This window comes from Anabaena sp. EIM26 (assembly GCF_057568715.1).
Genome location: NZ_JBWNLG010000002.1, coordinates 44,599 through 59,452, shown reverse-complemented (window position 1 = coordinate 59,452; position 14,854 = coordinate 44,599). Strand labels below are relative to the sequence as shown.

11 protein-coding genes and 2 pseudogenes are annotated in these 14,854 nt (G+C 36.4%); 8 read left to right on the top strand and 5 right to left on the bottom strand.

The window, feature by feature from the left end:
- Positions 1-377: 377 nt before the first annotated feature.
- Together AC012T_RS26270 and AC012T_RS26265 are read right to left on the bottom strand one after the other, a co-directional pair.
- Positions 378-806, bottom strand: coding sequence for a hypothetical protein (locus AC012T_RS26270; protein WP_487067080.1), 429 nt, complete (start codon positions 804-806; stop codon positions 378-380).
- 225 nt (positions 807-1,031) lie between these two features.
- Positions 1,032-2,279: an ISL3 family transposase gene (locus AC012T_RS26265; protein WP_487059515.1), complete on the bottom strand. Its 1,248-nt coding sequence runs from the start codon at positions 2,277-2,279 to the stop codon at positions 1,032-1,034.
- 188 nt (positions 2,280-2,467) lie between these two features.
- Between AC012T_RS26265 and AC012T_RS26260 the strand changes: the two genes are divergently transcribed.
- The 4 genes and pseudogenes from AC012T_RS26260 to AC012T_RS26245 all read left to right on the top strand — a co-directional run.
- A complete protein-coding gene (locus tag AC012T_RS26260; RefSeq protein ID WP_487067078.1) occupies positions 2,468-3,256 on the top strand; it encodes a GNAT family N-acetyltransferase in 789 nt (262 codons plus the stop codon).
- Positions 3,257-3,338: 82 nt separating this feature from the next.
- A complete protein-coding gene (locus AC012T_RS26255) occupies positions 3,339-4,874 on the top strand; it encodes a phytoene desaturase family protein (protein ID WP_487067076.1) in 1,536 nt (511 codons plus the stop codon).
- Between the two features lie 264 nt (positions 4,875-5,138).
- The gene (locus AC012T_RS26250; protein ID WP_487067074.1) at positions 5,139-5,570 is read left to right on the top strand and encodes a tyrosine-type recombinase/integrase; all 432 of its coding nucleotides are present in this window, start codon (positions 5,139-5,141) and stop codon (positions 5,568-5,570) included.
- A 184-nt stretch (positions 5,571-5,754) separates the two neighbouring features.
- Positions 5,755-6,567 (top strand): annotated as a pseudogene (locus tag AC012T_RS26245) (ISL3 family transposase); the annotation flags it as partial.
- A gap of 112 nt (positions 6,568-6,679) precedes the next feature.
- On the opposite strand, the gene AC012T_RS26240 reads toward AC012T_RS26245, so the two are convergent.
- Positions 6,680-7,495 carry a TIGR02391 family protein gene (locus AC012T_RS26240; RefSeq protein WP_487067072.1) on the bottom strand — a complete coding sequence of 272 codons (816 nt, stop codon included), beginning with the start codon at positions 7,493-7,495 and terminating at the stop codon, positions 6,680-6,682.
- Positions 7,496-7,654: 159 nt separating this feature from the next.
- Complete coding sequence (locus AC012T_RS26235; RefSeq protein WP_487067070.1) at positions 7,655-8,431, bottom strand: sulfite exporter TauE/SafE family protein; 777 nt, start codon at positions 8,429-8,431, stop codon at positions 7,655-7,657.
- Positions 8,432-8,683: 252 nt separating this feature from the next.
- Here AC012T_RS26235 and AC012T_RS26230 point away from each other — a divergent pair.
- Positions 8,684-9,115: pseudogene (locus tag AC012T_RS26230) on the top strand (glutathione S-transferase family protein); the annotation flags it as partial.
- A 79-nt stretch (positions 9,116-9,194) separates the two neighbouring features.
- Entirely contained in the window at positions 9,195-10,220 is a 1,026-nt protein-coding gene (locus tag AC012T_RS26225) for an IS630 family transposase (RefSeq protein WP_487059111.1), read from the top strand.
- Between the two features lie 741 nt (positions 10,221-10,961).
- On the opposite strand, the gene AC012T_RS26220 is transcribed toward AC012T_RS26225, so the two are convergent.
- Entirely contained in the window at positions 10,962-11,402 is a 441-nt protein-coding gene (locus AC012T_RS26220) for a helix-turn-helix domain-containing protein (RefSeq protein WP_487067068.1), read from the bottom strand.
- A 1,200-nt stretch (positions 11,403-12,602) separates the two neighbouring features.
- Here AC012T_RS26220 and AC012T_RS26215 point away from each other — a divergent pair.
- Complete coding sequence (locus AC012T_RS26215; protein WP_487067066.1) at positions 12,603-13,655, top strand: hypothetical protein; 1,053 nt, start codon at positions 12,603-12,605, stop codon at positions 13,653-13,655.
- A gap of 175 nt (positions 13,656-13,830) precedes the next feature.
- A complete protein-coding gene (locus tag AC012T_RS26210) occupies positions 13,831-14,553 on the top strand; it encodes a hypothetical protein (protein WP_487067064.1) in 723 nt (240 codons plus the stop codon).
- Positions 14,554-14,854: the final 301 nt, after the last annotated feature.

Here is a 14,854-nt window from a genome sequence, read left to right as displayed (position 1 = left end):
TGGTCTTGGGAATGGCTCAATAATAAATTTACAGCACTTACCGATGTTATGAGGTACAAAAACAAATCATCAAACTCTTGTGGTGCGGGCATCTTGCCCGCCAAAAGTGTACTTCATATCTTCAGAAACTGCTGTATCCCTTTTCTGTCACTTTCCGTGAGGGCAATCTCTGGAAGCCTCTTCACGCAATCAATACAAGTCATCCTATTAGAAAAAAATCGGTGTTGGATTTTTGAATAGCAAAAAATCGGGCGATTGCCTACGGCACTGGCGAAGCCAATCGCCTGGTAGATAAAAGCTCTACGATTCAGAAATGACAAATTTTTTCGGAGAGTGACAGAAGAGGGGTATTTTGCACGACTACTTAATATAGTCAATCAATCCCAAGAGCGAGTTAATGGATCAATGGGTATACTTGGATCAATCTCAATCACCGTGATTTTAGCATTCTCCACCACCGTATTTCCCATAATTGTATTGTGCATTGCCTCAAACTTCGATTCTTCTTCAGCAATGCGTTCGTAGTGCAGAATAACATGATAATGCTTGGCAATTGGTTCTCCAGAGTCTGAACGCTCCACTGTTTCCCAATCTATATTTTGTCTTTCTTCCGCTATTCGGCGATACTCATCAGCTAGTTGTTCTAAGGCAATGGCGATGGCGTGTTCTTTTGTTTGACCATAACATTGCCAATTCTGTCTGGTATCATCTAAAGACGATGACATCTGGCAAATGTACTGTGCATTTTCTTGAGGTTGTACTGTGATTGTAATACTTACAGTAATGTCGTTGTTCACTTCCATCATAATATTAAATGTGCTTGAAATACGAGGTTTTAAATCTTGAATGAAACGAAACAATTGTCAATTAATCGTAAGGATTCAGGATACAGAATACAGGATAGCCTGCGGCACGGCTACGCCTACAGAATTAATGAGAGTTTTTGATTCATTGGTTGTTGACGAAAAAACTTGCTCCTGTAGATTCCTGCTACAAAAAATATTCGGCTCTTCAGTAGTTGCTATGCTAAACTAATAATATAGATGCCAATTAAGTAAACATCTAACTCGGAAATTATCAAAGTTTCTAAACCCATAACTAGAACGTTTGATCAGCTTAAGTTTGTTATTAATTCCTTCTACAGTACCACTAGTTGTTCGGTTATCAAAGTAAGCAATAATTTCATCAAACCAACGAATAATAGTATTGTTACTATTTGGGAAATATTTTTTAGCTTTTGATAGCCACATACCCAGTTTAAAGACTCCCGTATACCAATCACGAGTATTATTAAAAATCGTTCTAATTTTCTCTTTCAGTTCATGCATTACTTTCAATACAGGGGATACATTTTGAACTTGAATAAGTTTGTGTAATTGCTCCTCATTTAAATTCTCTTCATTCTTAAGTAAGGGATATTTACTATTTTTCAGACCTGATAATATTTGTTCATATTTAGATTTTTCTTCTGCTGAATTTGCTTTTTTAATTAACTCTTCTACGCTGCGTTTTTCTTTTTTTCTTTGTGTATCTAGTTCTTTATTTATCTGTGCCATTACATGAAATCTATCTGCTACTACCTGGGCATTTGGCATTAATTCTATGACTAAATTTTTATAGCCTTGCCACAAATCTATACTGACTTCTTCTATTTGTTCTAAAACCTCAAATCCCCATTCCATAAGAGTTTTCTTGATTATTTCTTGCGTACGTCCATTTAATATAGTAATTAGTTGAGATGTATCTAAATCTATTAAGACTGCACAGTAATTACCTTTGCCTTTAATCAGAGCTATTTCATCAAGTCCAAGTCTTTTTAAGTTCAGAGGTTTTAAATTGGGTAATGTTTCGGATGCATCTTTTAGCATCCGTTCTATTTCTTCCGTTGTCACTATACCTTTTGACGCTACACTATGAATATCATTCTCTAAAACTTCTTGTATTGTCTTATGTGCCAGTCGCTTTGTAAAAGTCCTTTTTTTTCTGACAAAATCTAGGTCTTCGCTAAACGGTTTTTTACATACAGCACATTTGAACTGTCGTCTATTAATTTCTAAAAATACTGGCTTTTCTCCAAAAGGTAAGTCTTTAATAATGTGGTGATGGTTTTGATGTAATTTATGGCTTTTTGTGCCACAGTTGGGGCAAGTACCATATGACTTTTTTGATTCGGTTTGTAAAATCATTCCAATCCCACTATGAAGACGATGTGATATGACTTTTACATCATCTAAATCAAGAAGCTCTGTGAGAATTTTAATATCTCTTTTGCCAGTCATAACTCTAACTTTATCTAAAAATACGGTTAATTGTATTTATACTTAACAATATATATTGTTCATATGTCAATACCTGTAAGACTTTTAGTCAGTTTTTAATATGTTTTTTAATAGTATTTTATGCCTACTGCTAATAATTTGGCATAATAGGTAATGAAGAGCCAAATACTGATAGCTTTAACCAACGAGTGCGCGATTTCTTACTGCGGAATGAAGCTTTACATCATGCTATGCTATCTCAGTTTTACACAATCACTCATTCGGCACAAACATTACAGCAATACCCGGAATTAATTACTATTGAATCCAATGGAGAAATTTTAGCCGTAGCAATAAATAATGCAGGAAATCGTGTTTTTATTTCCATGCTGACTCATCTCGATGCAGTGGAGTTATTAGCACAACATTTGCAGAAGTATGGTACTTTATCAATGGTGAATGCTCCACCTAATATCGCTCAACACTTTGCCCAAGTCTGGACTCAACTTACTGGGCAAGTTCATAAATTAGAAATGACACTCTGTGCCTATCGCTTGCAACAACTTCATCCTTTTACCTGGACAAAAGGCCAACTGCGACCAGCCACCACAGCAGATATCTCTCTTGTCAACCAATGGTTTGTTGCTTTTTTTGAAGAAGCTCTCGGTAGCCTTGCACATTATAGTCAGGATTGGATAAATCAGCAGATCCATGAAGGTCATGTTTTTCTGTGGGAAGATGGTGTCCCGGTATCAATGGGATGCAAAATGGGGCAAGCTGCCAATGGATATCGAGTTTCATTTATTTTTACTCCTCCAGAATATCGGCAAAAAGGCTATGGGAAAACCTGCACAGCAGCCGTGACTAAACGGTTATTAGATGATGGTCAGCGTTACTGCTTTTTGTATGCTGATAAAAATAATACTGTAACTCAACGGATGTATGAAGCGATTGGCTATGAATTAATGGGAGAAACACAAAACTACCTGTTTCAGTAAGTAGGTAGGTGTTGAGATAGGGAACAGGGAACAGAAAAATCTGTTTAGCCACTTACGCTAATAGGATAATAGAAAATAATTTATGAGTAATACAGAAGTAATTGTAATTGGTAGCGGTATTGGCGGGTTGAGTTGTGCTGCACTGTTGGCACATTATGGAATTGATGTCACAGTAGTAGAAAGCCACTCCATCGCTGGTGGTGCTGCTCATGCTTTTGAACGCAACGGTTACAAATTTGAGTCTGGACCATCTTTATATTCTGGTTTATCTTATACCCCTTCCCCTAACCCCCTACGTCAAGTTTTAGATGTCATTGGGGAAGATTTACCTTGTGTTAATTACAATACATGGGGTTGTTATTTGCCAGAGGGAAATTTTGATACTCAAGTGGGTGCTGACCAATTTTGTCAGGTGTTACAACAACTGCGGGGAGATAAAGCTGTAAGTGAATGGCGCAAACTTCAGGCAATTATGACACCTTTGGGTAAAAGTGCGATCGCCTTACCTCCTGCTGCTTTACGCTACGATTTAGGAGCAGTGTTAACAGTGGGTAAATTTGCCCCGGCTTTACTCCAACAAGCTGCTAATGTGATTAAATTAACAGGGCCATTTTCTAACATTATTGATAGTGTCATTACAGATCCATTTATTCGTAACTGGTTAGATTTACTTTGTTTTTTGTTATCAGGATTACCCGCAAATGGGACAATAGCCGCAGAAGTGGCGTTTATGTTTGCAGACTGGTATCGTCCTGGTGTGCAGTTAGATTATCCTTTAGGTGGTAGTGGTGCGATCGTTGATGCTTTAGTCAGAGGTTTAACTAAAAATGGTGGTAAGTTAATTTTAAACGCCCATGTGGAGCAGGTTTTAGCAAAAAATAACCGTGCTGTGGGTGTGCGTCTGCGGAATGGTCAAGAAATTAAAGCCAGTAAAGCAGTTGTTTCTAATGCTTCAGTGTGGGATACCCTTAAACTTATTCCCCCTGCTGCTTTACCCAAAAGGTATGTAGAAAAGCAACAAGCAACTCCTGAATGTGATAGTTTTATGCACCTACATTTAGGAATTGATGCCACAGGATTACCAGAAAATTTAGGTATTCATTATATAGTAGTTAATGATTGGGAAAAAGGCGTAAATGCACCGCAAAATGTAGTTGTAATATCTATTCCTTCGGTTTTAGATTCATCCTTAGCACCACCAGGAAAGCACGTGATTCATGTCTATACACCAGGAAATGAACCTTATAAAATTTGGCAAGGAATAGAAAGAAATAGCGAAGAATATAAATTATTAAAACAAGAACGTGCGGAAGTAATGTGGCAAGCTTTAGAAAGAATTATTCCTGATATTCGTTCTCGTTGTGAAGTTACTTTAGTGGGTACTCCCCTCACTCATGGGCGTTTTTTACGTCGTCATCATGGTAGTTATGGACCTGCGATAGTTGCAGGGAAGGGTTTATTTCCTGGTGCAACTACTCCTTTATCGGGGTTGTTGTGTTGTGGAGATTCAACTTTTCCGGGAATAGGTTTACCTGCTGTGGCCGCAAGTGGGATGATGGCTGCAAATACTATTGTTTCGGTGCAGAAACATTTACAATTACTTAATGATATTGGGTAATTGGTAATTGGTAATTGGTAATAGGGAAAAGGCAATTATTAACCAACTATTTACATCGTAAATGATTACCCTGAAACAGGGGTAAAGACAAGATACGCGCAAAATTTAGCACGACGTAAAGTTTTGTAAAGTATTCATGTATTTATGCCTTTCAAACATTGCCTAGTTTGAGTCAATTTAGGCAATGTATGATGAAGGGAGAAACAGATCATAAAGCTTTCAGCCATTCTTACCCAACTACCCCAACTTCCCTTTTCGGCAAAGATGGTTTCTCACCCTCCTCCCCCTGTAAAAGTAGCGTCAAAGCGAGAGCGGGAATATTTGCGTCCAAAAGAAGTAGAAGCAATGATCAAAGCAGCGCATTCATTTGGAAGACACGGAGTTCGAGATGCAGCCATTATTTTACTGATGTTTCGGCATGGGCTACGCACCGCAGAGTTAGTTTCTCTAAAATGGTCACAAATTGATTTGAACGACGGCTACATAGAGATAAGAAGAGTAAAACATGGGCATGATAGCACTCATCCCCTATGCGCCCCTGAATTGAGGTCATTACGTCAGATTAAACGAGATTATCCTGAAACTCAGTATGTGTTCGTCTCCGAGCGCAAAGCCCCCCTGTCCACCCGAACTATCCGTCACATTAGGCTAGACTGTGCCAAATTGGGAGTTTTGTACGCTAAGAAATCAGAGTAATCGTCCAAAGCCTTGCCATTAAAGATTTTTAACGTTCAACTCTCAAGGAATTTTTTAACGACCATTGGTCTGAAATACAAAAAATTTCATTCGGATGACACTTCCTGAAACTATTGATAGTTAAGGGTTTCAACTTTTTGAAATTTTCTTAGCGTACAAATTTCCCGAATCGGCACGGTGATGCCAAGTATCACAAATATTAAACATTAATTTAAATCAGGTGAAAAGGTTAGGCATAGATGAGATTGCTTTGGTGAAAGGTCAAGGAAGTTATTTAGCAGTATTAGTAGATTTAGATACTCGTAAACCAATTGAGTTAGTGAAGTCAAGAAGAATAGAAGAAATACGTGAAGTTATTATGAAATGGGGATCTCAGGTACTTGAACAAATAGTTGAAGTGAGTATCGATCTCTGGTCTCCTTATAAAAGTTTAGTAGAAGAATTAATGCCAAATGCAAATATAACTGCCGATAGATTTCATGTAATGAAACAAGTAAATGAGGAATTAGATGCTATGCGTAAATCTGAGAAAAAAGCCGCCATGTCTTTAGATAATAAATCGGAGCGACACCGAATATTAGCAGGATTAAATAAAAGCAAATATAGCTTCATAAAAAATGAGGATTCTTTAAATGAACAACAAAAAGAAAGATTAAATAATGCTCAAGAAGTTTCCCCTACTCTGGCGAAAATGCACGCCCTAAAAGAAGAATTTCGAGACATATTTGAATCTACTAAGTCTTGGGGTGAAAACATAATGAATTTATTGGATTGGATGCACGATGGACTTTTGTATTTTCCCAAAAGTATAGGAACAATGATTAGATGGTTTGGTGAAGTCGTAGGTTATTTTGACGGTAGAACTACCAGTGGTACTGTGGAAGGAATTAATAATAAACTCAAATTAATCAAAAGACTTGGATATGGATTCCGTAACTTTAGCAATTTCAGATTACGTAGTTTATTAAACTGGCATTTTAGTATTAATTCTCCATAAAAAAGGCGCAAGAGCCGGATGTATAAAATGAAATCCAACATGAACATCAAAAGATAAATCTGAGGTGTTGGGTTTCGTTTCTCAAGCTAACCTACAGTTATTATCAAATTTTTCAAGGATTTTCTTTATAAGTATCATCAATACGTCTACAAAATAAAGAAGCCATAGTTAAGTATTCAAAAGCTTTTTGAGGATCTTCTGGTTGTGCTGGACTATGTGCTAAAACATTTCTTACACCTTTTGTAAATCCTCTTAACATTTCTGCAAAACCTACTTGCTCATTAAGTAAAGTTTCAGTAGATAAATCACTAAATACAAGAACTCGCTTGCTTATATCTTTATCTGATGTAAAAGCTCTGTTAATTAGATCAGCACCATCAGATTTTAAGCCAGTTTTATCTCTAATGTACTGATTAATTGCTTTAATAGCTGCTTCTATTGCTTGATGATAATGACCATCTAAAAATAATTGATTAGAAGCCTCTTTAATTTTAGGATGCAAGAAATCTAAATAATGAAACATTATATCATTTGTTTTATTATCTGTAATGTTGTTATTAATTATAATTTCTTGATCTTGATCCATAGACGATAATTTACCTATAAACAAATTAATTAACGGAATTATTCTTCTTTCAAGACTAGGGTTAAAGAAATTTGATGAGTCAAAGGAAATATACTTTGATAAATTAGATATAGGAACATGACCCTGAATATCACCTAAAGTGTGTAAATAAGGTTCTATGACAGCCAGCATTCTTAATAAAGTTTTTGACTGCTCTTTAGGAGCAAGAATCTTATCTTTTTGTCCAAAAGAAAAAATATTATTTTGAGTTTGTCTACCTTCTAAATCCGATAAACTTTCGTTATACACATGAAGTGCTTTTTCAAATTGATTTAGTTGAAATAACAGGTCTTTAACTTTCATTTCCAGTCAAATGTAAAATAACAGTATAGAAATATTATACTCATATAATTATGATATTTTTTATTTTACATGATTTGTTATCATCCAGAAGCCGATATAAGAAGCCAGAATGCTTATCAGGACGATAACTTCAATCATAGCCGACAATAGTTATCAGTTTTATCCCCGAATAAAAAAGTAAGTAGTCATACTAAAACCAACAACAATTACAAATATCCGCACAAAACGAGGGTCTAATCTCCGAGCATAATGAGCGCACAAATACCCACCAAGAGAACCACCCACAGCCATTAAAATAGCCTGATGCCAAGCAATTAAACCAGCGAACATAAAAGGAAAAATAGCGATACCGTTGATACAACTACCAAGAAAAGATTTAAAAGCATTCATAGTGTGAATATTTTTAATACCTAAAAAACTTAAAGTGGCTAACATTAAAATTCCTAAACCTGCACCAAAGAAACCACCATAGATAGATATTGCTAATTGAGCAATCACGAGAATTAATAAAGGTGGAGATTCTGGTGATGATTTTTTGCTTTGAAATTGTAGCCACATTTTTAGGGGTTCGCTAAATGTAAATATCAGCGTTGCTGAAAGTAACAGATAAGGAAGTAGCTGTTTAAACATATCCGCTGATGTATACAACAAAATAACAGAGCCAATTCCCCCACCAATTAAACTGGTAATACATAGTATCAAAAGCTGTCGTCGCGGGATGTGCAAATTGTGACGATATGCTCCTGCACTGGCCATAGCTGCAATCCATAAAGCAGTATTATTTGTAGCATTGGCGGTAATTGGCGATATACCAGTAAATATTAAGGTGGGGAATGTAATAAAACTACCACCGCCCGCTACAGCATTAAGCGACCCGGCAATGAAAGCGGTACTGAACAGAAGCAAGCTATGAACCAGTGTTAAATTGTTGGGCATTTTGGCTCTATATTTCGAGAAGAATGTTTGCTAAAAGACTTGTTTTTTAGTAAAAACTATGGAATACTCCTAATATAATACGCTAATTCGACCAAGAAACCGTAGTTAAATTTAAGTTCTGGTAGTTTGCCAGTCAAAAAATGTAAATCGTAGGAGTGAAATTGATTCACTTCTATCTTTGGCTGTCATTCAACTTGCGATTTTTGCAATTAACCAAAATTTCAAACAAATCTTAATCAAGGAAAGCACTAAATGAGTACCTTACAACTTTACTTTGCTAAAGCCTCTACTTTTTCCCAAAGAACCCGTGTAGTGTTGCTGGAAAAAGGAATTGATTTTACACCAATTGAAATTGATTTACAGAACAAACCAGAAGCTTTTACCCAAGTTTCTCGCTATGGGAAAGTTCCAGCCATCAAACATGGAGATGTGGAAATATATGAATCTACAATTATCAATGAATATTTAGAAGAAGTTTTTCCCGAACCAGCTTTGTTACCTCATGATCCTGCTAAAAAAGCAGTTGCAAGAATTTGGATTGACTATGCTAATACTCGTTTAGTTCCAGCTTTTAATAAGTTCTTGCGGGGTAAAGACGCACAGGAACAAGAACAAGGACGAAGAGAGTTTTTAGAATCCCTTTTGTATATTGAAGAAGAAGGATTAGGTAAACTTTCTGGTAATATAGCAATCCGGAATCATTCATGAGAAAATACGGAGAGAGCTTAAAAGTAACGTTTGAAACCAAGGTGCAGGTGTGGTGATGTGGATACAATTATTAGAAGATTTTATCAAAAATAATAAAGAGCCACGTGAAATCAAGCGAGCTACAGCAGTAAAAATGCTGTTATGTGGATACAAGCATGAAGAGATAATGCCAATATTAGGTGTCTCATCTGGCTTCATTAGTACCTATAAAAAAGCATTTTTTAAACTGGGGCTGGAAGGGTTAAAACTAGGGCATAAAGGAAGTAAAGGTTTTCTAGATGAGCTTCAACGTGCCGAGGTAATGGAATGGTTGCAAACCAAAGACAGATGGACTTTAAATGAATTAGAGTACTATATTGCCTCAGAATATGGAGTAACATTCTCCTCAAAACAAAGTTACTACGATTTATTTGATGCTGCCAGTATTAGTTGGAAGAAAACTCAAGCAAATAATCCAAAATATAACCAAGAATTAGTAGATTCAAAAAAAAAAGAGATTTGTGAGTTGTTGGAGACGCGACGGCCTCAAATAGAGACAGGAGACCTAGTTGTGTTCATGGTAGATGAATGTCATTTACTTTGGGGGGATATAATAGGGTATGTTTGGGGGAAAACTAGTGAACGAGTAACAATACCAGTAGTAAATGCTCGTGATAAACAAACATATTTCGGTGCATTGGATTATAAAACCAAAGAATTTCTCACGTATAAAGCTGAAAAAGGTGACTCTAAAAACACAATTAATTTTTTAGAATATCTTCAAAAACAGCGACCTGGAGCCAAACTTTTAATAATTTGGGATGGTGCAAGTTATCATCGTTCACAAGAAATTCAAGATTATCTAGATTCATTAAATCGTGAACTTGAAAAAGAACAATGGTGGATTACCTGCTTGAGATTTGCCCCGAATGCACCACAACAGAATCCTGTAGAAGATATTTGGCTACAAGCAAAACGATTAATTAGAGAGTTTTATTTTTTCTGTCATTCTTTTACTGTAGTCAAGGCGTTATTTGAGTTATCCATTCATTGTCAAATTTTTGACTTTCCAAAACTTTATGAGTATGGTGTTTTCTCATGAATGATTTAGGATTGCTATAGTACCATTTTGATACCATATCGAGTTAAATCATGGTCATCGATAATTACTGTTTTGATCATTTGATTTACCTACTATGTGCGGTTTACTCTGATTCGGCAGTATTAATGATGATATTTAGAGATGGTAACGTATCTCTTAAATTAGATAGATGACAAATATCTTAATTTAATCTTTTCTTAATATTTATCCATAGAGTTTACTCTATTGGTTTCTTAGATAATTCTTGAACAAGAAAAATTTAAATAATTTAAGTAGGTTGACCGAAAGAATTCAAGTCATGTAGCAGTATGTAAAGTTGTCTCCATCAAGATTATGGTTGGGTTTCAGCCATTTTACAAAACGCAATACATTTCGTTTTTATTGTGTAAACCCGCTTACATATCAAAATAAAGGTAGAAAAACAATATCCAAAAGATTGATTTTTATTAAATTTATCTAAGTAAAAATAGATTAGCCTTCTCTATCTAAGGTGCTATTTTTTGAATGGCATTTACATAAAGATCAGAGAGAAATTACTTAACAAAAATCAATCTTTGTAGCTTTACCTCTGCTGAAGAACACAAAATCCAGCCAAGTTCTTTTAGGTATTTTTAAATACTGGACAAGCCAATATAAAACCACAACTTAGGAAATGGAACTTGACATCAAATTCTGGTTTATTAGTTTTTTATACCTTTTTTGCATCTTTTGGTAGTAGTACAATTAACAGCACAAGCTATACTACTGATAATTGGCTTCTACTCTTATAGCTGCTTTCCTACTTTCTGCTAAAAATATCACACTCGTGTTGATTATATCAGCAATGTCTACCGGATCTAAAGTATAAATTCGTGCTATAAGCTCCTTTTTGATTTGCTCAACAGGATATTTGCCAGTTGTAACATTATCTGATAAGTTTTTAACCAAATCAAAATTTTGAAGATAAGTAGATAGAGATATATAACCATCTAAGTAGTGTTGCAATGTTTCACTATCACCACCACTCAATTTTGCTAAACGCAAGAAATTTTTAGAATCAGTTTCAGGAATGGCTTTACCTTTCAACCATCTATATACAGTTGAAAAATCAACACCAATTTCTACAGATAAAGTTGTTTGAGTCCAGCCTTCTTTTAATAAATGTTCAATTAACTCAACTAATCGTTTATGACGTTTTTGCATAGTAGAAAACCTGGCTCTACCAGTTATAAAATTTACTTTTGCTTTTTCAACAAGTACAAAATTTACTTTTTATCGCATTTTTTACTTAATTAAGAGGATTGGTGAAGACAAATAATGTTCTACTAAAACAGATATCAGGTAAATCATCATAAGAACACGATCTGTTTCTTTCATTCATAACAGGTGTTGTAAGCAAATAAGCGATAAACAATATCACAAACCTAACTCTCCGGCTCCTTGAAAAGGGAGTGAAAGCCCCTTCCATGACAAGATGAAGGTTTGAAGACAGATTTTTATTAAATTGTGCCTAACTACTTAATTCTAGTTGGGCTGTTCCTAAGAAATACATTTTATCACCCTTATTCGGCAAGAGGTTGAAATTTTGTATCTGTTCAATAATTAGGAAAGGACTACCGTATCGGTAACGATCTTGCGTCTTTTGAAGTTTTTCTTGAGCCATTTACCCGTTAGCTATTCGCTCTCTTCGCCTATCTTCAACAATAAATCAAGGGGTTCGATAATTTTAGAGGGGGAATGAATAACCTATTTTGCCCTAAATTATTGAGCGATTACAAAATTTTCAATACTTTCTGTACTTACTCCCTCTTCAGCCAAAGTAGGGTATAACCTTAATTCTTCGTTGGCTAAAATAACACACTTCGTTAATTTATCCAATAGTGAAACAAGAGAGTTATAGCGGTCTAATTTTGTCTTGCATATAGACAAAACCTCTTGCAATCAAAGCTGGAAGTATATAAACACATTTTATTTAACTGCATATCGGTATACGAAAACTTGAACTCTTGAACTACATCCAGTAGGAACAGTAGTTCCATTTATTTTAGTACAAGGACTAGTGCCGCAGGGCAGAAGTCAAAAATCAAAACGAATACAGCATGAGATTTTCAAACAGTTGGAATGGACGTTCGGCGTACCTCTTCCCTTCGGGACGCTCCGCGAACGGGGAAGCAAGCTACGTGTAGCGTCCCGCAGGGATAGCTCAGTCGAGCCATTGGTTTATTTACGCCAATCTGTACTAGTACGATTTAGTCAATATCAAAATGTTAAGAAATTATAAATTTAGATGCAACTGATATTGCGTTGTGCAAGATTATTAATATTGCAGGGGGCAAGTAACAAAATCTACTTGAGAAAGCATCCGTCAATAAACAAGGTGTCATCGCTCTCAAAGCTAAAGTTATGACGTACACAACGGGCTTAAATCGAGTTTCTATTAATGGAGGAGAGAACCAAGCAAGGTCATCCTCCGACTCTACCACTTTTTTAGATACACAAAATCTTACTGTTGCCGAAGATATCGATCCAATGGGGTTAGAGACGAACTTTGAACAAAACCAGGCTAATAGTCAAAACTTATCAAACAGCGAGGATCATCTGAATGAAGGAGAAACAGTTGAACTAGGTAGATTAGAAGGCAGAATTGAACAGGGTTTAAGAGCTTTTTGGGAAATTGGACAGTCTTTGAGTCAAATTCGAGATAAACGACTTTATCGACAAAGCTACAAAACCTTTGACGAATATTGCCTGAATCGCTGGGAAATGTCCCGGCGTTCTGTTTACCAACTAATTGATGCAGCTTTGGTTTATGAAAATGTGCGCCATGGCGCACAAATTTTGCCAGCCAATGAGCGCCAAGTGAGACCTTTAGCAACCTTACCCCCAGAAAAACAGCGTGACGCTTGGAGTAAAGCAGTTTGTACAGCCCCCAATAGTAAAGTCACAGCTGCTCACGTTGCCCAGGTAGCAAGAGAGTACCACCGAGAGAACTCAGCAAATAAATCCAGGCAAAAGAACTCTTTTGAACATCAACAGCAATCAACAGATAATTCTGAGCAATCATTAAACCGTAGTTGCTGGAATTGCCGTCATTGTAATCAAGAGTTGGTAAAAGATGATCCCCAAAGTTTTTATTGCGATCGCTTAGGTAAATTAAGTTTTCTTGAGAAAGACGGCAACCAACGGGGTGCAGAATGTGAATACTGGACTTACCGCTTTGGAGAATCATCTAAAGTCAGAAATAATTTAGTCCCGTTACGAGAAACTTTTAACCTCACCTTACAACTGCCAGCACACTTACAACCATTAATACAAGATGCTGCTAAAAAGTCAGATTTAGCAGTCATGGAATGGGTAGCAAAACTTGTGGAAGAGGCAATTTCCAAAAAGAATGGTACTCAAAATAGAGATATTCACCAAAATTTTATAGAAATTACAGGTTCAGAAGTTGCCTGATATTAAAAAAAATACTCTTGTGCAGGGGGACATGAAAAAAGAGCGCAAGGTAGAAGAGTAATTTTTCCTCTTCTGTACACCCCGCCCCTCTAATTCTTCTATTCAAAATGCCGAATTAGGCATTAGGATTCGTAAAGAAAGTGCTATTTTCACACCACTAATTTTAAAAGTTGTAATGTTGACAGTGAAAGACCCACCTACCGATTTTCAACTTCCGCCGCACAACGAAGCGGCTTTAGAGGGACTTAGGGAAGCAAAAAACGTTGACTCCACTGTTGCTCTAGCAGCTAGTGGTTCAGCAATTGCCACAGGTACAATCAACCCCGCTGGCTGGTTGCTTTTTGGCTTGGCTTACAAACCATTGGTGAGGGTGGAAAAAATTGCGCGACTGGAAAAGCTAACAACCGTACTGTTAGAAGAGTTTAAAGACAAGGGAATACAAGTTTTTCCAGTGCTTCAAATTGAAGACAAGAACCCTATAGACTTGTTTATCAGGTTTCCGCGCAAAACTCACTTGTTTATCTCTATTCGTTCACGAGGAGATAGAGAGGTTGTCTACAACGAATCCAGAGAAGTTTTACAGATCAAGAGAACAGATAAGCATGGACTAAAAATATGGACACCCTGCCCATTAGTTGAATTGGCAGATTATGAAAAGTGGCTTGACAAAAATAGAGCCTTGTTTGGGATGTCCTCCCGCGAAGCTCAAAAGACACCCACAGCCAAAGTTTTGGTTTTATGGCCTCCTACTAAGGCAGACAAAGATCACAATGAGCATCTTTATACTGAGGTAGGAAATATGAAAATTTTAGCTCTTAGGAGAAAAGGCACGGCGTTTGTTATTCAGTCAGAAGAAGTAACCGAGTTTGTTACAGCTTGGTTAGCAAAGTACGAATAGATTAAAAGGCGAAAACCCCACGTCCCGGTGGGACAACGAGGTTTTCAAAATAGATTCCGTCATGGAATTGGAGCGGGGTATTGGGTTTGAACAGCCTAATTTTTATATCCCTGTTAGTAATCTTATCTCAAAAAGTTGAGATGTAAAACCAGAAGAATACTGATTTTACAAAAAAATTAGGATTTACGCAATTGCGATACCTTCGGTGTACCGCTTTAAGGAAGCAAGCTCAAGCTACGCGGAGCGACTTTTAACGCTAAATCGTTAACATAGTGTGCCGCTAACACACACCGTCTCCAAT